This window comes from Celeribacter ethanolicus, from assembly GCF_002407265.1.
Taxonomy (GTDB): Bacteria; Pseudomonadota; Alphaproteobacteria; order Rhodobacterales; family Rhodobacteraceae; genus Celeribacter; species Celeribacter ethanolicus.
In genome coordinates, this window is the sequence record NZ_CP022196.1 from 1,688,221 (window position 1) to 1,705,209 (window position 16,989).

A 16,989-nucleotide genomic window follows, 5' to 3' on the forward strand; every position below is an offset into this window, starting at 1 on the left:
CGCGAAAATGCATGGTCAGGTCTGACGTTACGGCGCTTGCGCAGGCGTGTTCTTTGAGGCAGGAGAAGCGCATGACAGACACGCGCCTCACCTCCCTCGCCCAAAGCCTGCCCTCCACCGTGCCTTTCGTGGCGCCCGAACGCATGGAAGAGCTGCGCGGCGCGCGGTTCGAGGCCCGGCTTGGCGCCAATGAGCTGTCCTTCGGCCCGTCGCCCAAGGCGCTTGCGGCCATGTCGGAGAGCCTGAGCGGCATCTGGAAATACGGCGAGCCGGAGAACCGCGATTTGCGGATTGCGATTGCCGCGCATCTTGGCATCGCGCCCGAGGAGGTGACGGTTGGCGAGGGCATCGACGGTTTGCTGGGCAATCTGGTGCGGCTTTACGTTGGGCCGGGCGATGCAGTGGTGACCTCCGCGGGGTCCTATCCGACGTTCAATTATCATGTGGCGGGGTTCGGCGGCGTGCTTCATACCGTGCCTTACAAGGGCGTGCATGAGGACCCGGAGGCCTTGATCGCCAAGGCGAAAGAGGTCGGCGCGAAGCTGCTATACTTGTCCAATCCGAACAATCCCATGGCTTCGGTGCATTCCGCCGAAACCGTGCAGGCGATGATTGAGGCGGTGCCCGAGGGATGTCTGATGATCCTCGACGAGGCCTATACGGAGTTTGCCCCGGAGAGCAGCCGCCCGGCGCTCGACACCTCCGACAAGCGCGTCATCCGGTTCCGTACTTTTTCAAAGGCTTACGGCATGGCGGGGGCCCGGATCGGCTATGGGATCGCGCATCGCGACATCGCCACCGCCTTTGACAAGATCCGCAACCATTTCGGTGTGAACCGGGTGGCGCAAGTGGGGGCTTTGGCGGCACTGACGGATCAGGATTACCTTATGCAAACAGTCGCACGGGTTGCCGAAGGGCGTGCAGAACTTGCACGGATCGCACAATCGAACGGTTTGACGCCCCTGCCCTCTGCGACCAATTTCGTCACCATGGACTGCGGCCGCGATGGCGATTATGCCCGCGCTTTGGTGAAGGCGCTCGATGCCCATGGCGTGTTCGTGCGGATGCCGGGGGTTGCTCCGCTGGATCGGTGTATTCGCGTGTCGGTCGGGCTGCCGGAAGAGATCGCGGTGTTTGCCGAACGGCTGCCTCTGGCGCTGGCCGATCTGGGCTGAAAGTTTTTAAGCCGGCACGCCTCAATCAAAGATCAATGGAAAAGGCGCCCAAGGGCGCCTTTGTCGTTTTGGCTGTCGAGCGCAAGATCAGACCCGCTCGGCCAGAACCATTGCCGCGGCGCGCGAGGCCCCCGTGCCATGCGGAATTTGCAGCGCGGTGAAGGCGGTTTCCATCGCGCCGATGATGCCGAGCACCATATGCGCGTTGATATGGCCCATGTGACCGATGCGGAAATAACCCGCGGCCTCGTCCGAGCCGATCTCGCCGAAACCGAGAGAAATCCCCAGAGTGATGCCGAGATGTTCGGTCATCCATTCGCGCAGGCGCGTGCCGTCCGGGCCGCCGAGGCTCAGCGTCGTCACGGCATGCGAGCGATATTCCGGCTCCGCGATGTTGAAGCGCAGATTGCCGCCCTGCCCCCAGGTGTCGACCGCCGCCCAATAGGCGCGCGCCAGCGTCGCATGACGCTCCCAGACATTTTCCAGCCCTTCGTCGAGGATCATATCGACCGCCTGACGCAGACCGTAGAGGTGATGGGTCGGCGGCGTGCCGTCGAAATATTCATAGAGATGCACCGGTTTGGCACGGGTTTCCCAATCCCAATAGGGCGTGCGCAGATCATTGCCATTGCCGACCACGCGGGCCTTCTCGGAGAACCAGACAAAGCCCATGCCCGGAGGGGTCATCAGACCTTTTTGCGAGGCGGCGATCATCACGTCGACGCCCCAATTGTCCATCTCGAACCGGTCGCAGCCCAGCGAGGCGATGCAATCGACGGCAAACACGGCCGGGTGACCGACGGCGTCGATCGCTTTGCGCATGGCGGCGACATCGTTGCGCACGGAGGTGGCCGTATCGACATGAACGGTCATCACGACCTTGATCTTGTGATCTTTATCGGCGCGCAGAGCCTCTTCGAGGCGGGCCGGATCGACGGGCGCGTGCTTGCCGAATTCGATGGTCTCGACATCGGCACCGAGGCGGCGGGCGACATCGGCCCAGCCATGGCCGAAATTGCCGGTCAGGCAGACCAACACCTTGTCACCGCGGGAGATCATATTGGTGAGCGAGGCTTCCCAGAGACCGTGGCCGTTGGTGATATACATCGCCACATGTTCCTTGGTGCCCGCGATGGTCTTGAGATCGGGGACGAGGCCATGGGTCAGTTCGACCAGCTCACCGGTATAGATATTCGGCGCCGGACGGTGCATCGCCTGCAACACCGGATCGGGGATCACGGAGGGACCGGGGATGGCGAGATAGTGGCGACCGTTGGCAAGTGACATGGAAAACCTCGAAGCAAAAGAGGTCCAAGCGGTAACGCCCCCACGGGCGCAGGTCAATGCTGCGCCGCGTCACATCGGGTGCGCGGCTTTGCAAAACGGCGCGGCTCCGCGCATGGCTCGAGCCGCGCAGAGCCCGTCGCTTGCCCCATTGGTGAAAGAAAGCTAAAGAGGCGCGATCCATGATGAAACGGTCCCGTATGTTCAAGACGCTGAAAAAAGGGTTCAAGAAACTCGAACGGGCCGAGGTCGGCGCCTTTGGCAATGACATCTCGACACCGCGCACAAGGCGGCTGGCGATGTGGCATTTCCATCTGTTCGACCATGCCTTCCTGCGCGGGATCTGGACCAATCTCCATGAATTTGCACCGGGTGCCTGGCGGTCGAACCAGCCGTCGCCGAAACGCATCGCGCGCTATGCGAAAATGGGGATCAAGACGATTCTGTCGCTTCGGGGCGACAAGGATGTGTCTTATACGCTTCTGGAACGCCAAGCCTGCGAAGAGCATGGCATTCGCCTTGTCATCACCAAGAAAGCGGGCGCGCGCACGGCGCTCAAGGCCGAGGATTATGTCGAACAGATCGACATTCTGGCCTCGCTCGAAAAACCCTTTCTGATCCATTGCAAATCCGGCGCAGACCGGGCGGGGATGGCGGCGGCGCTCTATCTTCTGCATTGCGAAGGCGCCTCGATCAAGGACGCGAAAAAGATGCTGTCGCCGCGGTTCATGCATCTGAAGAGCACCAAGACCGGGGTTCTCGATTACATCCTCGGCATGTATGAAAAGGACGTCGAAGCCCATGGCCCGATGCCGATCCGCGAGTGGTTCCTGACGCGTTACGACCGCGAAGCCGCCCGAGAATTCAAAACCTTCCGGTCCTTCCCATGAAACCCATTCCACAGCACCATATCCCCGAGATTCCGTCGCTGAAGCTGATTTCCTGGCTGTGGCGGGGCTATCTCAAGCCCTATCTCGGCTATGTCTTCATCGCGATCCTGCTGATGTCGACTGAAGGCGCGATGCTGGGTGCGCTGTCCTATCTGATCAAGCCGATGTTCGACAAGGTTCTGGTCGCCGGACAATCGAGCGCGGTGCTCTGGGTGGCGCTGGCGGTGTTCGGCGTGTTCAGCCTGCGCGCCGTGGCGTCTTTCGGGCAGCGCGTGATCATGTCACGCGTCGGGCAAAAGGTGGCAGCGGCGCTTCAGGGCGATCTCGTGGCGCATATGCTGACGCTCGACGGCAAGTTCTTTCAGGACAATTCGCCCGGCACGCTGATCGAACGCACGCGGGGCGATTCCTCGGCGGCGGCGACCGTCTGGGGCACGATCCTGGCCGTGGTCGCCCGCGACATCATCTCGCTCGTGTCGCTGCTTGCCGTGGCGATCACAGTCGACTGGCGCTGGACCCTCATTGCGGTGGCGGGCACGCCGCTTCTGGCGGTGCCGGTGACCATGTTGCAAAAGCTCGTGCGGCGCACCACGCGGATCGCCCGCGTCGCTTCTGCACGGGTGTCGACCCGGCTCGACGAGATTTTCCACGGCGCCACGACGATCAAGCTCTCGGGCACGGAAAAGCGCGAAGCCGGTCGGTTCCACGACGAAATTTCCCAGATGGTCCGCGCCCAGATCAAATCCGAGGCCGGTCAGGCGGGCATTCCCGCGCTGATGGACCTCGTGGCGGGGCTCGGGTTCTTTGGCGTGCTGCTTTACGGCGGTCATCAGATCATCGAAGGCACCAAGACCGTCGGCGAATTCATGTCGTTCTTTACCGCCATGGCTTTGGTGTTCGAACCGCTCCGTCGGCTGGGCAACGTCTCCGGCGTTTGGCAGGCGGCGCGCGCGTCCCTTGAGCGCATCTATGCGATTTTCGAGGAGCGCCCGGAGATCACCTCTCCGGCTCAGCCCACCGCCCTGCCGGTACCACCGTCGCGTGCCGATATCCGGTTCGAGAATGTCGGCTTCGCCTATGCCGACAGCCCGGTGCTGCGCGGCACCACTTTCACGGCAGAAGCGGGCAAGACCACGGCGCTCGTGGGCGCCTCGGGCGCGGGCAAATCCACGGTGTTCCACCTGATGACGCGGCTGGCCGATCCGGTAACAGGCAAGATCACCATCGGCGGCGTGCCCACGACCGCGCTCGATCTGAAGACCCTGCGCGGGCTGTATTCGGTGGTCTCGCAGGACGCGCTTCTGTTCGACGAGAGCCTGCGCGACAACGTGCTGATGGGGGCCGAAGCCGATGAGGCCAAACTCAAGGCCGCGCTGACCACCGCCCATGTCGCCGATTTCGCCGCCCAACTCGACCACGGGCTCGACACGCCGGTGGGGCCGCGTGGCTCCGGGCTTTCGGGCGGGCAGCGGCAGCGTGTGGCCATCGCCCGCGCCGTGTTACGCGACCGTCCGGTTCTGCTCTTGGACGAGGCGACCTCGGCGCTCGATGCACAATCGGAGAAGATCGTTCAGGAAGCGCTTGAGAAGCTTTCGGAAGGGCGCACCACCCTGGTGATCGCGCACCGGCTTTCGACCATCAAGAATGCCGACAAGATCGTGGTGATGGACAAGGGCCGCGTGGTGGACGAAGGCACGCATGAGGAATTGCTGGCGCGCGGCGGCTTGTATGCCGATCTTTACCGGCTGCAATATTCCGACGGGCGCACGGTCATCGACGGTAGCCCCGTGAAAGCGTCGCGGGGTCGGCCCCGAGGCGAAAACGGAGAAGACGGAAAAGGTTCCGGGCTCCTTGGCGCCACCAGCCGGATGTTCGGTAACGTGATGGGTCTGTTCGGACGCGCAAAGGACTAAGCACGATCTTGCCCTTGAGGCGGCGGGCGAGATCGACGTCCTCCATCAGGGGCATATCGGCATAGCCGCCGGTTTCGTCGTACAGCTCACGCGAGATCAGCAAAGCCTGATCGCCATAGGGCAGATCGAAGCGTTTGGTACGCAGATTGGCCCAGCCCGCCGTCATCTTCGGCCAAAAGCCTTTGGCGTCACGAAAGGACAGCGAAAACACCAGCGCCTTGTCGTAGGATGTCGCAAGATGCTGCACCACCGCCTCGGCCCAGCCTTCGGGCATCCATGTGTCGGCATGCAGCACCAAAAGCCAGTCGCCCTCGGCCCGCTCCGCTCCGCGTTTGAGCTGCCTGCCCCGCCCGGCCTCGCCAATCACCAGTTCGGCCCCGACGAAATCGGCCATCTTCTCCACCCCGTCGCTTGACCCCCCATCGGTGAGGATCAGCTCCCGCACCAGCCCCGCGTCCAGCCCCTCCATCAGCGACAGCATCGTCTCGCGCAAACCGGGGGTGGCATTCAGGGTCGGGATGATGACGGAAATCGGCGCGCGCATAGGGGGTCCGGCAAGGTTGCAGCTTTTCGTTTGGTTTCCCCTTCCTATATGAAGAGGCACAACACGAGAAAGTGCAGGGGCGACACAGTGGCGACGGAAAACGACAGGAAAGTCATTGAAATCACCGGCGAAGACCGGCTGCATTTCCTTCAGGGGCTGATCACCAACGATATGAACCGTCTTGAGGACGGCGCGGTTTACGCGGCCCTTCTGACGCCGCAGGGCAAGTTCATCGTCGATTTCTTTTTGGTGCCCGGAGGCGAGGCGATCCTGATGGATGTTCCGACCTCCGAGGCCGAAATGCTTATGAAACGCCTCACCATGTACAAACTCCGCGCCAAGGTGGCGCTTGCGCTGACGGATCGCCCGGTGTCGCGGGGGCCCGGCCCTGCCCCCGAAGGCGCGGTGCAAGACCCGCGCGCCCCTGAGATGGGCTGGCGCGCCTATGACGGGCGGCCCTCGGAGGAGGCCGATTGGGACGCGATCCGTGTGGCGCTCTGCATCCCCGAATTCGGCGCGGAGCTGACGCCCGACACGTTCATCTTGGAGGCCGGGTTCGAGCGGCTGCACGGCGTGGATTTCAAGAAGGGCTGCTATGTCGGTCAGGAAGTCACCGCGCGGATGAAGCACAAGACCGAGTTGCGCAAGGGGCTCACGACCGTCGACATTGAAGGCCACGCGCCTGTCGGCACAGAGATCGTCACCGAAGACGGCAAGACCGCCGGCACGCTCTTTACCCAATCGGGCGGGCGCGCAATCGCCTATCTGCGGTTCGACCGCGCCAAGGGCGTGCTCAGGGCCGGTGAGGCCACGCTCACCGTTTAACTGAATCGAAAACTCTTTTCTGTTCAATCCGCACAGGCGGCGGCATGATGGGGCATGCGCCGTTGGGAGGCGATTTGCAGGCCACCGTATTCTATTCTTGCGGGGCCGTCATTTTGAAAGGAAGAGGCGACCATGAGCGATGTCGCGGGCAAACCCTGTATCATTTGTGTGGCGATCACCGGCTCGCTGCCCACGAAGGCGGACAACCCCGCCGTGCCGATCACCATCACGGAACAGATCGAAAGCACGCATGAGGCCTATGAGGCCGGAGCCAGCATCGCCCATTGCCATGTGCGTGATGACGCGGGCAAACCGACCTCCGATCCTGAGCGGTTTGCACGGCTGATGGAAGGCATTCAACTCCATTGCCCCGGCATGATCGTGCAACTCTCCACCGGCGGCCGCTCCGGTGCCGGTCAGGCGCGTGGCGGCATGCTGCACCTGCGCCCGCCGATGGCGTCGCTCTCAGTCGGCTCGAACAACTTCCCGACCCGCGTCTATGAGAACCCGCCGGATCTCGTCGACTGGCTCGCCTCCGAGATGAAAACCTATGGCGTGAAGCCGGAGATCGAGGCTTTCGATCTGTCGCATATCTACAAGGCGCATGAGATGATGGAACGCGCCCAGATCGGGGCGCGGCCCTATGTGCAATTCGTCATGGGCGTGAAAAACGCCATGCCTGCCGAGAAGCGCGTGTTCGATTTCTATGTCGAAACGGTGAAATACCTGTTTGGCGACGATATTCCGTGGTGCGCCGCCGGGATCGGTCGGCATCAGCGCGACCTCAACGACTGGGCGGCGGCGGCAGGCGGGCATCTGCGCACCGGGCTGGAGGACAACATCCGCCTCGACAAAATCACGCTCGCGCCGTCGAACGCCGCTCTGGTGGAACTGGCCGTGAATGCCGCGCAACGCTATGGCCGCCCGATTGCGACGCCGTCGCAGGCGCGCAAGATCCTCGGGCTGCGCGCGGGCTGAAATCGCGTCATCTCTGAATGAACAAAGCCGCTCTCAAGAGAGCGGCTTTGATTTTCAACTGTATTGAAGACACTTCGGAGCGTTATGCACGCTCCGAGTATTCCATCGTCTCGGTGTTCACCACGATGTCCTCGTCGGTGCCGACAAACGGCGGAACCATGACGCGCACGCCATTGTCGAGGATCGCCGGTTTGAAGGAGTTCGCAGCGGTCTGACCTTTGACGACCGGCTCGGTGTCGACGATCTTGCAAATGACTTTTTGCGGCAGGGTCGCGTTCAGCGCCTCGGCCTCATGGAATTCCACGACGATGGTCATGCCGTCCTGAAGGAACGGGCGACGTTCGCCGAGAATGTCGGCCGGGATCGTGACCTGTTCGTAGGTCTCGGTGTCCATGATGTGCAGGAGACCGTCGCTCTCGTAGAGGAACTGCATGTCCTTCTGTTCGAGACGCACGCGCTCGACCTTGTCCGCGGAGCGGAAACGTTCGTTGAGTTTGCGACCATCGCGCAGGTTCTTCAGCTCGACCTGAGCGAAGGCACCGCCCTTGCCGGGCTTGACGTGATCGACTTTCACAGCGGCCCAGAGGCCCCCGTCATGCTCCAGCACGTTGCCGGGGCGGATTTCGTTACCGTTGATTTTGGGCATTTGACTATACGCGATTGGTTGAAGATGGATCAGCGCACCCTATATCTGGCGAGTCGCTGGCTGACAAGCATGCTGACACGTGGCGCGATAGGAGGCGGAGATTTCGGAACAGGTGACGGACCAGCACTCACCATGCTGTGAACGCATAGGAGATATGCAAATCAGGCGTACCCGAATCGACACAAACCTGTCATAAGGCGCTGCACGCCAGAAAGACAAGAGCAATAAAACAAGGAAAAACCATGGCTGAGTTCGTGGATGGCACCGCATTCAATTACGAGCAAGGACAACGCGCCCGCAAGCTGTTTGCTGCGGTTGTGCTGGCTGCGCTCGATGATGCGATTGCCGATGACAAGAAATATGGCAACGGCCCGGAACAGATCGCCCGCTGGGCGCGGTCTCGCGATGGCCGTGAAGTTCTGTCCTGTGCCGGTATCGACCCGTGTGAGCGCGTCGTTTCCGGTCTGATGGAATTCGTCTCCAAAGGCATCCGTACCTCCGTCGCGCTGTCGCGCGAGGAAAGCGAACGCCGTCACGCCCAGGAGGCTGCGGAAGCCGCATAAGCGCCGCCGTTTCTGCCATTTTGAAGAAGACGCGCCATGCTGCTCGCTGGCGCGTCTTTTCTTTTGCCGATTTGTTTTGCTGCCGCGGCATGAGTATTTGTGCCATCAGAAAACCCCTTCCCTCTTCAAGGCCGCTTCACTACTCAGGACGCGCGGCAGAAAAGAGAGGACGGCATGGCCAAGGCGATCATGATCCAGGGGGCGGGCTCGAATGTCGGGAAATCCATGCTTGTGGCAGGGATTGCGCGTGCCTTCACCCGACGGGGTCTCAAGGTCGCACCGTTCAAACCACAGAACATGTCGAACAATGCCGCGGTGACCGCAGACGGCGGCGAGATCGGGCGGGCGCAGGCACTTCAGGCGCGGGCCTGTGGGTTGCGGCCACATACGGACATGAATCCGGTCCTGCTGAAACCCGAAACCGATCAGGGCGCGCAGGTGATTGTCCAAGGGCAACGCGTCGGCACGCTCAGGGCCCGCGATTACGGCAAGGAAAAGCCCAATCTCATGCCGAAGGTGCTCGAAAGTTTTCACCGGCTGGCCTCCGGTGTCGATCTCATGGTGATCGAGGGCGCGGGCAGCCCGGCGGAGATCAACCTGCGCCGCGGCGACATTGCCAATATGGGCTTTGCCGAGGCGGCGGGCGTGCCGGTCGTCTTGGTCGGCGACATCGACCGGGGTGGCGTGATCGCGCAACTGGTCGGCACGCAAGCGGTGTTGCCGCCGGAGGACCGCGACCGGATCAAAGCGTTTGCCGTCAACAAATTCCGCGGCGATGTGAGCCTGTTTGCCGAAGGGTCGAAAGAGATTGCCCGGCGCACCGGCTGGGTCGATCTCGGCACGGTGCCATGGTTTCAGGACGCCCATCGCCTGCCTGCCGAGGATGTGATGGACATCGCCTCACGCGGCGACGGGCGGGTGAAAATCGCCGTGCCGAAACTTTCGCGGATTGCCAACTTCGACGATCTCGATCCGCTGGCCGCCGAGCCGGATGTGACGGTGGAGATTGTCGAGCCGGGGCGCGCGCTTCCGGGCGATGCCGATCTGGTGCTGATCCCGGGCACGAAATCGACCATCGGCGATCTGAAATTCTTTCGCGCTCAGGGCTGGGACATAGACCTCAAGGCGCATCTGCGACGCGGCGGCCATGTCTTGGGGATTTGCGGCGGCTATCAGATGCTTGGGCAATGGATCGACGACCCCGACGGCATCGAGGGGCACCCCGGTCGGCACGCGGCGCTGGGGCTTCTGGAGGTCGGCACCCGGATGCAGGGCGACAAGCGGCTGGCGGAAGTGACGGCGACCGATCTGTCTTCCGGTGCCGAGGTGCGGGCCTATGAGATCCATATCGGGCGCACCGACGGGCCGGATATGGAACGCGCCTGGCTCACGCTCGAAGGGCGGCCAGAGGGGGCGCAAAGCCCAGACGGGCAGGTGCGCGGCTGTTACCTGCACGGGCTGTTCAGCTCGGATTCTTTTCGTGCCGCGTATCTCGAACGGTTCGGCCTCTCGGGCGGCATGACGGATTTCGACACCGGGGTTGAAGAGACGCTCGACCTTCTGGCAGATCATCTCGAGGCCCATCTGGACCTGGATGCGCTTTATGCTCTGGCGAAAGAGCCGTGAGGGCTGGGGAACTTACTCGAACTCGCGCAGGGTGAGTGCGCGCTGCACCTCGCGGCGCACGAGACGGCGGACGTTGGAGGTGATACGCTGGCCCAGCTCGCCCTGTAGCTCTTCGCGGATAACCTGCGCCACGAGATCGCGCAGCGCTTCCTCATCCATGATGTCCTCATCGGCATAGCCCGCGAGCGCCAACTCTTCCTCAAGGCTCGGATCGGGATCATGTGCCACTTCCGGCGTGGCCCCGAGGTCTTCGACCTCCGGAGTTTCAATCTCAGGAGCTTCGCGCGCCTCCCCGATCTGCGGCGCAGGGGTTTCCTCGATCACCTCGGCATCGGCGATGGCATCGCGATCCGTTTCGGACACCGGGTTCGTCTCTTCGCTCTGGCTCATCGCAGCGTCATCCTTGTCCCCCACCCGCTCGTTCGCCGGCATGTCCCGGGCCTGGTCATCCGCGCTCGGTTGCCCGGACACCGGAGCATCGCTGACATAGTCCCGTGCCGGCGCCTCCGCGAGAGGCGCCGCCTCACGGGCACGGAAATGCAGCACCCGAGCACCGGGTTCGGTGAAACCACGCGGCATTTCGCGTGGCATTTCCGCCTCGAGATCCTCCGAGCCGTCGGGTTCCCAGTCGAAGCCCTGCGCGCCCACGGCAGCCTCGAGCTCGGCAATGCGTTGTTCGAGCGTCAGACGCGCGACATGACGGGCGGCTTCCGCATTGGGGGTATCGTCCAGCGCCTCGGCCCAGTCGCCCTGCGCCGCATTGTCGTCGACCTTCCCGGCTTGCAGGACCTGTGCCTGCACCTCTTCGGCGATCATGATTTCGAGCGTCGGGGTATCGGCCTCCGGCGCCACCGCTGCCTCAATCTCCGGCACATGCACGGCAAGATCGGGCGAGAGGATCAACGGCTCGGCAGCCATTTCCACCGTCACAGGTGTTTCAAGCACCAGAGGCTCCTGAGCCACCGCGTCTGGCGCAGAGGTCTGGCGCACGCGAAAATCGGGGGTCAAGACCAGCGCCTCTGCGACGGGATCGGCCTGCGGCTCAGCAGGGGGGGCGTCCTGTGCTTCCAAGGGCGAGACGCGAGAGGGCATTGGCGCGGACACCGGCGCGGGCCGATGACCATGGGTCTCCGCCACCAGCCGACGGATCGAGGCCAACACCTCATCCGCTTCGGTATTTGTCATCGCATCGGACATGCCGACTCCTGCCCCGTCCTACATACCCTCAATGGTAGCCAGCTTCGCGCGGACACACAATAGATCGTTAAAACGCCGCGCGTTTCCATCGCTCCACCGCAAACATACAAAAACCCCGCGCGATCTCCGCACGGGGTTCAAATGCAGGTCTCGGGCTTACTGGCCTTGCTGTTTCATCAGCCCTTGCAGCACGCGGTCGAGCTTTTCACCCTGCGGGCTGACATAGCTGGTCGGCGCGTTTTTCACCGCGTTGTAATAGGCCGCCGGATCGTAGACCGGCACGTTCAGCTTGAGCTGATCGACGGTCAGCATGCCGAGCGACTGCAGCACGGAATAGGCCTGGGTTTCACGGGCGATCCGGGCCTGGATGGCGGAGACCTGTGCGTCCAGAAGATCCTGTTCCGCGCTCAGCACATCCAGCGTGGTGGACGCGCCGAGATCGGCCTCTTCCTTCACACCGTTATAGGCGACACGCTGGGCTTTCACATAGGCGTTGGACGCTTCTTCCGCAGCCGCATAGACCGAGAGCATCGCCCAGTTGGTACGCACACCCTGTTCGATTTCGCGGGAGGTCTGCAACAGCTCGGCACGCACCGCATCACGATCGGCGATGGCACCACGCACACCGGAGGCGATTGCGCCCCCCTGATAGATCACGCCGGAGATGCCCACGCCCACGGACGTCGTATCCTTGTCGGAATTCGTGTCGCTGTAGCTTTGCGTCACCGAACCGGAGACGGTCGGCAACATGTTACGCTCTGCGATGGTCACGGCAAGATCCTGCGCCGCCACCTGATGTTGCAGCCCGATGATGCCAGGGTGGCGCTGTTTCGCGGTCGTCACGGCCGCATCGAGGGATGCAACCGGCAGTTTGATGTTCGGCGGTGTCGACAGGGACTGCGGGTAATGCCCGACGGCCACTTTATAAGCCTCACGCGCGGCGGAAAGTTCACCTTGTGCCGATGCCAGATCGGCCCGGACGGAGGCAAGCTGCGCTTCGTATTGCGCCACTTCGGTGCGGGTGATCTCACCCACGTCAAACCGGTCCTGAGCGGCCTTGAGGTTCTGCTGGTTCAGGCGCACAGCGCTTTGCCGAAGGTTGACGAGAGCCTGAGCCTCGCGCACGCCCATGTAAGCGTCGACCGCATTCGCCAGAACGGTCTGCTCGACATTGACCAACGCCGCGCGGGTCGCAAGCACCACTTCCTTCTGCACATCCATCGACAGCTTGTTACGCCCGAACGTATAGATGTCCATCGAGGCCACGAAAGACAGCGTATCGCTCAAGCCGCTCCAGGCGTCGGCCTGGGTGGTTTGCGTCGCGGCATAGGACTTCTGCTTGCTCAACTGATAGGAATAGGACAGCATCGGACGCAGAGCTGAGAGCGCCGAAGCCACACCTTCGTCGGCGGCCCGCAAAGTGGCACGGTTCTGTTCCAGGAGGCCCGAGTTCTTATAGGCCGAGGCCAGCGCATCGCCGAGCGTTTCCGCCCAGGACGCCACCGGCGATGTCATCATGCCCAACGCCGCAACACCGGCGAAAAGCGTCTTCTTCAAATGTCTGCTCATGCTCATTGGCTTTATGCCCCTTTGTTATCTTCGAACGCCGGGGCCATCCCGGCCTATCGCACGTTCTGCATCAGAGCGCGAATTCCGCGCGTTTTTCAAATCCCGGAAGGATCGGTGCCGTGGCGTTGAACACCATGCGCCATGTGATTTCGCCGTCTATTTTGTACCCAATACGCACAATGCCAAGGGCTCCGTCGAGAAAAATAGCACAGATGCGGCCATTTTCCTTCACCTGCGACAGAATGGCCTCAGGCATTTCCTCAACCCCGCCTTGCAGGATCACAGCATCGTAGGGCCCATGCTGGGCCGCGCCCCCGGCGATCGGGCCGGTTTCGAGGATCACGTTGTCGGAACCGTTCTCGGACAGGGCCGCCGCGGCCTCCTTGGCCAGATCCGCATCTTCCTCGACCGCGACCACGGCCTGTGCCATGCGCGCGATCACTGCGGAGGAATAGCCGAGCCCGCAGCCCAGATCGAGCACCAGCTCGTCGTTTTGAATGTTCAGCACGTCGAGCATCTTCGCCAGAACCCGCGGATCGAGCACCACGCGGCCCTGCCCGAGATCGACATGCTCGCCCACATAGGCCGCCTCGCGTTTGCCGGCGGGGACGAAATTCTCACGCGGCACGGTGAGCATCGCCTCGATGATGGGGAATTTGGTCACATCGGAGGGGCGAACCTGGGTGTCGACCATCGTGGTACGGAGCTGGGTGAAGTTTGCCATGGGCTGAACTCTTTCGTTCAAGGACGTGTCCGCGCCGTTTTGCCACAAGCCTGCGGTCGGGGCAACATCCCAATGCATTCACGAAATCGCGTGAATGGCGGTTGCACAGTGTCTGACACAGTGTCTGACCTCAATCCTGCCCGAAACACGCCTCCCTGAAACCCCGACGACGCTCCTGAGCGGCTCTGCTCTCACGCTTTCCGACATATAATTCATACGTCATGACAGGTTCTCAACGCAAAACACCTGCACATGCACGAGCCTCGCCCTTAGCTTCGCCCTGCATTACCCTGCCTGTTATTTTACAAAAAGCAATTGGCCCAACTGCGCCAAAGATGTTGATGACAAAATCTTTCTGCAAAAACTTTAACGCCATAATCCTCCTCTACTTCGCGGCGCACACCGTAATACGAAGCTGTGTCGGAGGAAATCTCGAACGTGATGAGGCAGAAATGATCATCATGGCCCAAGGGTTTCACCTTGGGTATGGCCCACAACTTCCGCTCTACAACTGGCTGCAAGCGATCAGCTTCTGCCTTTTCGGGACGAACACATTCGCTCTCACCATTGTCAAGAACCTGCTCTTGGCCACGTTCTACATTGCATTGTTCGACGCCCTGAAACGCCTCCTCCCCGATCGCCTTGCCCTGTTCGGGACACTTGGTGCGTTTCTGTTGCCTAACATGTTCTGGGAAAGTCAACGCGCCGGCACACACAGCATCGCGCTGTTCGCCACCATGGCAAACCACCACGTCTGGTGCCCTTCGCACTGCTGGAAAGATAAGCGGCATATGAAAGGATCGAAGCCAGCCCAGACGACCACAGGGAAATGCCCGGGCCTCCTCTGACTGAGCCAGCCGATCGCCGCTCAGATCTGCGTTTCTATTGAGTTCTGACACCACGGAACAAAATATGCGGAGCACAAGGAGAAGCGCCTCTTGCACAGCCCGACGCCATGGTATAGACACCGCCTCACCCATTTCGGCGAGTTGGCGGAGTGGTGACGCAGCGGATTGCAAATCCGAAGCTATGCGATAAAAAAACGCAACAAAATCAATCAGAAAAACATAAAGCGTTTGAACATTTTATAGCCAGAAACGGCTAGAACAAAGCGAGAATGTTCTAACGCAAATTAATCCACAATCCCGCACTCGACGCCTACTCTACAGCCTCGCTCACGGCCCCAAGTTTCGTGTTGGCACAAAGCCGTCCCGCCTTTTCCGCCGCCGCGGCGCGCGCAAATTGGCGCTCATTTTGCGGGATCACCCCCTGCCAGCCCGGACAAGGCTCCAGATCAAGAAGCGACAGCGGCGTCTCACGGCCACAGCTTGCCAGCAGCATCAGAGAGATAATCGCTAAGAGGCGCATCGCCGCCCTCCTGTGTGTCGAGATAGATGTCGATTTCGGCGGCCTCGATCTTGAGCCGAGCCTGCTCCTCGTCCGACTTGCGACGAATGCGCACTGCCTCCTCATAGCCGCTCACAGCGGCTCTCAGATCGTCATTGCGGCCCTTGAGCCACCACGCCCAGCCACCGAGGCCAAGGCAGGCCACAGTAAGCAACACGGTGAGTGTGGTGGCGATATTCGCGCGGAGAGAGGTGAGCCAGGTCATGCCGCCATCGCCTCACCATCAGACAGCCATTCGTGCAGCGCCGCCCGTGTCAGTGGTCCGGCGTCACCATCTACAACAAGCCCGGCATGTTGCTGAAACAGGAGAACGTCTTTTGGCCCATAGCCCAGAAGCACAAGAGCGGCCCGTATGTAGAGACTGAGACGATCAGCATATCCGTTCAGACCGCCGTTGATGCGCTTGGTCAGCGTTTCCATGTCGCCGCGATCCGACCATTTGTTGAGGTCGTTTTCTTCCCAGTACCAGAGCGGCCCGAGCCCCTCCCACGGATCCGTGTTCATGGCGTCAGGGTTTTCCACGAAGTTCGGCACAAGGCGATTGGGGAATCGTTGCTTGCACCAGTGCCAGAAGCGCATCGTGTTGCGTTTCCCGGTGATCTGAATACCGGTGCGGCCACGATACTTGAAGCCGTCCCCATCGCGCTCCAGTGTGTTCCCGAGGTCCGTGCGCGTGTCGTAGCGCGCCTGAGCACGTGTCGGCCCCCAAATTTCCCGGTCGTACCGATACCGACCACTCTCATGGGCCGTCTGGGCGATGTAGGCGGCAAGGCGGTGTGGCTGATCGAGACCAAGGCGCTCATATCCATATGCCTCAAGACCCTCGACAATCGAGCGCATGTTGTCGGTAGCAAATCGCGCCCCGACGATTTCGGCGATAATTTCTGCGGTGATTTTCATTCGCCTCCCCCCGTGAAATACCGGCTCCGGGTCAGGGCCCCGATCTCGCGCATCTGCGGTGCATCCTCGAAATACGCCCGTACCGGAACGCTCGACCCATCCCGCGTGCCGAGATGCCATTCGACAGCGCGCCAGTCGCATTCCCGGAGCTTTTCGGCCCTGACCTCGAGGCGCGACCACCCATCACCGGCGTCTTCGATGGCAACCAGTTCCGCCTCTGTTACAACAGGGAAATATGCGGTCTCCAACTTGGGCGCGAAAACCCAAAACAAGACCAAGGCCGGAACGATCATCATCAGAATGCGGCCTTCATGCGCAGCCTGATCGAGCGCCGCCTTTGTCGCACATTTCGAGCGATCACGAATTTTCATCGTCGCCTCCTTTGTGGATTTTCAGGGATGCGCCCTCGATCGCTGCGATGATGATCTTGGCGATGGACATCCCGCCCAGACCGGCGGCAAATGCCGCAGTTGCAAACGCACCCTCACCGAGCGGCCCAACGGTGCGCTCAAGAATCGACAGCGTGAGAGGTGCAAAATACTTGGCAAAAATCGCGCCGGTCACGACCGCCCCGAGACCAGCGATGATCTTGCGTCTCTCGCTCAGCCACCACCGGACCAGACCGCCAGCCGCACCGGCCAGCGCGACTTGCCCAGACGCCCCGGCCAGCCACGTTACGAACAGCGCGGCATAGAGCTTTACCTCTGACCAAAGATCAAAATGGTTCATACGCCACCTCCAGATCTAA

General features: G+C 61.6%; 17 protein-coding genes and 1 pseudogene. 8 read left to right on the forward strand and 10 right to left on the reverse strand.

The features are described from left to right. Nucleotides 1-71: 71 nt before the first annotated feature. Complete coding sequence (locus tag CEW89_RS08275) at nt 72-1,175, forward strand: pyridoxal phosphate-dependent aminotransferase (protein WP_096805556.1); 1,104 nt, start codon at nt 72-74, stop codon at nt 1,173-1,175. An 87-nt stretch (nt 1,176-1,262) separates the two neighbouring features. Here CEW89_RS08275 and CEW89_RS08280 read toward each other — a convergent pair whose 3' ends face one another. Next, complete coding sequence (locus CEW89_RS08280; protein WP_096805557.1) at nt 1,263-2,462, reverse strand: pyridoxal-phosphate-dependent aminotransferase family protein; 1,200 nt, start codon at nt 2,460-2,462, stop codon at nt 1,263-1,265. Between the two features lie 179 nt (nt 2,463-2,641). Between CEW89_RS08280 and CEW89_RS08285 the strand changes: the two genes are divergently transcribed. Next, nucleotides 2,642-3,349: a phosphatase domain-containing protein gene (locus CEW89_RS08285; RefSeq protein ID WP_096805558.1), complete on the forward strand. Its 708-nt coding sequence runs from the start codon at nt 2,642-2,644 to the stop codon at nt 3,347-3,349. Next, the gene (locus tag CEW89_RS08290; protein WP_066706847.1) at nt 3,346-5,262 is read left to right on the forward strand and encodes an ABC transporter ATP-binding protein; all 1,917 of its coding nucleotides are present in this window, start codon (nt 3,346-3,348) and stop codon (nt 5,260-5,262) included. Before CEW89_RS08285 ends, CEW89_RS08290 begins: the two co-directional genes overlap by 4 nt. Here CEW89_RS08290 and CEW89_RS08295 read toward each other — a convergent pair. Then, a pseudogene (locus tag CEW89_RS08295) lies at nt 5,189-5,950 on the reverse strand (glycosyltransferase); the annotation flags it as partial. The gene CEW89_RS08290 and the pseudogene CEW89_RS08295 overlap by 74 nt on opposite strands. Between CEW89_RS08295 and ygfZ the strand changes: the two are divergent. Together ygfZ and CEW89_RS08305 are read left to right on the forward strand one after the other, a co-directional pair. Then, the gene (gene ygfZ / locus CEW89_RS08300) at nt 5,894-6,631 is read left to right on the forward strand and encodes a CAF17-like 4Fe-4S cluster assembly/insertion protein YgfZ (RefSeq protein WP_244906174.1); all 738 of its coding nucleotides are present in this window, start codon (nt 5,894-5,896) and stop codon (nt 6,629-6,631) included. The pseudogene CEW89_RS08295 and the gene ygfZ sit on opposite strands and share 57 nt — an antisense overlap. Nucleotides 6,632-6,763: 132 nt before the next feature. After that, entirely contained in the window at nt 6,764-7,609 is an 846-nt protein-coding gene (locus tag CEW89_RS08305) for a 3-oxoadipate:acetyl-CoA acetyltransferase (protein ID WP_096805561.1), read from the forward strand. Between the two features lie 82 nt (nt 7,610-7,691). Here CEW89_RS08305 and efp read toward each other — a convergent pair whose 3' ends face one another. Continuing rightward, entirely contained in the window at nt 7,692-8,255 is a 564-nt protein-coding gene (gene efp / locus CEW89_RS08310) for an elongation factor P (RefSeq protein ID WP_066706844.1), read from the reverse strand. Nucleotides 8,256-8,497: 242 nt separating this feature from the next. Here efp and CEW89_RS08315 point away from each other — a divergent pair, with 242 nt between their 5' ends. Both CEW89_RS08315 and CEW89_RS08320 read left to right on the forward strand, forming a co-directional pair. Beyond that, a complete protein-coding gene (locus tag CEW89_RS08315; RefSeq protein WP_043868949.1) occupies nt 8,498-8,818 on the forward strand; it encodes a DUF6280 family protein in 321 nt (106 codons plus the stop codon). Nucleotides 8,819-8,992: 174 nt separating this feature from the next. Then, nucleotides 8,993-10,444, forward strand: coding sequence for a cobyric acid synthase (locus tag CEW89_RS08320; protein WP_096805562.1), 1,452 nt, complete (start codon nt 8,993-8,995; stop codon nt 10,442-10,444). A gap of 12 nt (nt 10,445-10,456) precedes the next feature. Here the strand turns inward: CEW89_RS08320 and CEW89_RS08325 are convergent, their stop codons facing one another. The 3 genes from CEW89_RS08325 to CEW89_RS08335 form a co-directional block, all read right to left on the reverse strand. After that, nucleotides 10,457-11,641, reverse strand: a complete 1,185-nt coding sequence (locus CEW89_RS08325) for a hypothetical protein (protein WP_096805563.1) — start codon at nt 11,639-11,641, stop codon at nt 10,457-10,459. A 156-nt stretch (nt 11,642-11,797) separates the two neighbouring features. Next, nucleotides 11,798-13,210 (reverse strand): TolC family outer membrane protein, encoded by a 1,413-nt coding sequence (locus tag CEW89_RS08330; protein WP_096807170.1) that lies wholly within the window; start codon nt 13,208-13,210, stop codon nt 11,798-11,800. A gap of 70 nt (nt 13,211-13,280) precedes the next feature. After that, nucleotides 13,281-13,934, reverse strand: coding sequence for a protein-L-isoaspartate O-methyltransferase family protein (locus CEW89_RS08335; RefSeq protein WP_096805564.1), 654 nt, complete (start codon nt 13,932-13,934; stop codon nt 13,281-13,283). 452 nt (nt 13,935-14,386) lie between these two features. On the opposite strand from CEW89_RS08335, the gene CEW89_RS08340 reads away from it, so the two are divergent. Further along, the gene (locus CEW89_RS08340) at nt 14,387-14,782 is read left to right on the forward strand and encodes a glycosyltransferase family 39 protein (protein ID WP_198403518.1); all 396 of its coding nucleotides are present in this window, start codon (nt 14,387-14,389) and stop codon (nt 14,780-14,782) included. 467 nt (nt 14,783-15,249) lie between these two features. Here the strand turns inward: CEW89_RS08340 and CEW89_RS08350 are convergent, their stop codons facing one another. From CEW89_RS08350 to CEW89_RS08365, 4 genes are read right to left on the reverse strand one after another with little or no spacing between them, the layout of a single operon-like run. Further along, nucleotides 15,250-15,546, reverse strand: coding sequence for a hypothetical protein (locus CEW89_RS08350; RefSeq protein ID WP_096805567.1), 297 nt, complete (start codon nt 15,544-15,546; stop codon nt 15,250-15,252). Beyond that, the gene (locus tag CEW89_RS08355; RefSeq protein ID WP_096805568.1) at nt 15,543-16,241 is read right to left on the reverse strand and encodes a peptidoglycan-binding protein; all 699 of its coding nucleotides are present in this window, start codon (nt 16,239-16,241) and stop codon (nt 15,543-15,545) included. Before CEW89_RS08355 ends, CEW89_RS08350 begins: the two co-directional genes overlap by 4 nt. Next, nucleotides 16,238-16,612: a hypothetical protein gene (locus CEW89_RS08360; RefSeq protein ID WP_096805569.1), complete on the reverse strand. Its 375-nt coding sequence runs from the start codon at nt 16,610-16,612 to the stop codon at nt 16,238-16,240. The genes CEW89_RS08355 and CEW89_RS08360 overlap by 4 nt, the downstream gene beginning before the upstream one ends. Then, entirely contained in the window at nt 16,599-16,970 is a 372-nt protein-coding gene (locus CEW89_RS08365; protein WP_096805570.1) for a hypothetical protein, read from the reverse strand. Before CEW89_RS08365 ends, CEW89_RS08360 begins: the two co-directional genes overlap by 14 nt. Between the last annotated feature and the right edge of the window lie 19 nt (nt 16,971-16,989).

Bases quoted from the DNA above. Each gene is read 5' to 3' on its own strand.
- CEW89_RS08365 (WP_096805570.1), bottom strand. From the start codon at position 16,970: ATGAACCATTTTGATCTTTGGTCAGAGGTAAAGCTCTATGCCGCGCTG.
- CEW89_RS08355 (WP_096805568.1), bottom strand. From the start codon at position 16,241: ATGAAAATCACCGCAGAAATTATCGCCGAAATCGTCGGGGCGCGATTT.
- CEW89_RS08285 (WP_096805558.1), top strand. From the start codon at position 2,642: ATGATGAAACGGTCCCGTATGTTCAAGACGCTGAAAAAAGGGTTCAAG.
- CEW89_RS08290 (WP_066706847.1), top strand. From the start codon at position 3,346: ATGAAACCCATTCCACAGCACCATATCCCCGAGATTCCGTCGCTGAAG.
- CEW89_RS08330 (WP_096807170.1), bottom strand. From the start codon at position 13,210: ATGAGCAGACATTTGAAGAAGACGCTTTTCGCCGGTGTTGCGGCGTTG.
- CEW89_RS08350 (WP_096805567.1), bottom strand. From the start codon at position 15,546: ATGACCTGGCTCACCTCTCTCCGCGCGAATATCGCCACCACACTCACC.
- CEW89_RS08325 (WP_096805563.1), bottom strand. From the start codon at position 11,641: ATGTCCGATGCGATGACAAATACCGAAGCGGATGAGGTGTTGGCCTCG.
- CEW89_RS08340 (WP_198403518.1), top strand. From the start codon at position 14,387: ATGATCATCATGGCCCAAGGGTTTCACCTTGGGTATGGCCCACAACTT.
- CEW89_RS08280 (WP_096805557.1), bottom strand. From the start codon at position 2,462: ATGTCACTTGCCAACGGTCGCCACTATCTCGCCATCCCCGGTCCCTCC.
- efp (WP_066706844.1), bottom strand. From the start codon at position 8,255: ATGCCCAAAATCAACGGTAACGAAATCCGCCCCGGCAACGTGCTGGAG.
- CEW89_RS08305 (WP_096805561.1), top strand. From the start codon at position 6,764: ATGAGCGATGTCGCGGGCAAACCCTGTATCATTTGTGTGGCGATCACC.
- CEW89_RS08360 (WP_096805569.1), bottom strand. From the start codon at position 16,612: ATGAAAATTCGTGATCGCTCGAAATGTGCGACAAAGGCGGCGCTCGAT.
- CEW89_RS08315 (WP_043868949.1), top strand. From the start codon at position 8,498: ATGGCTGAGTTCGTGGATGGCACCGCATTCAATTACGAGCAAGGACAA.
- CEW89_RS08320 (WP_096805562.1), top strand. From the start codon at position 8,993: ATGGCCAAGGCGATCATGATCCAGGGGGCGGGCTCGAATGTCGGGAAA.
- CEW89_RS08275 (WP_096805556.1), top strand. From the start codon at position 72: ATGACAGACACGCGCCTCACCTCCCTCGCCCAAAGCCTGCCCTCCACC.
- CEW89_RS08335 (WP_096805564.1), bottom strand. From the start codon at position 13,934: ATGGCAAACTTCACCCAGCTCCGTACCACGATGGTCGACACCCAGGTT.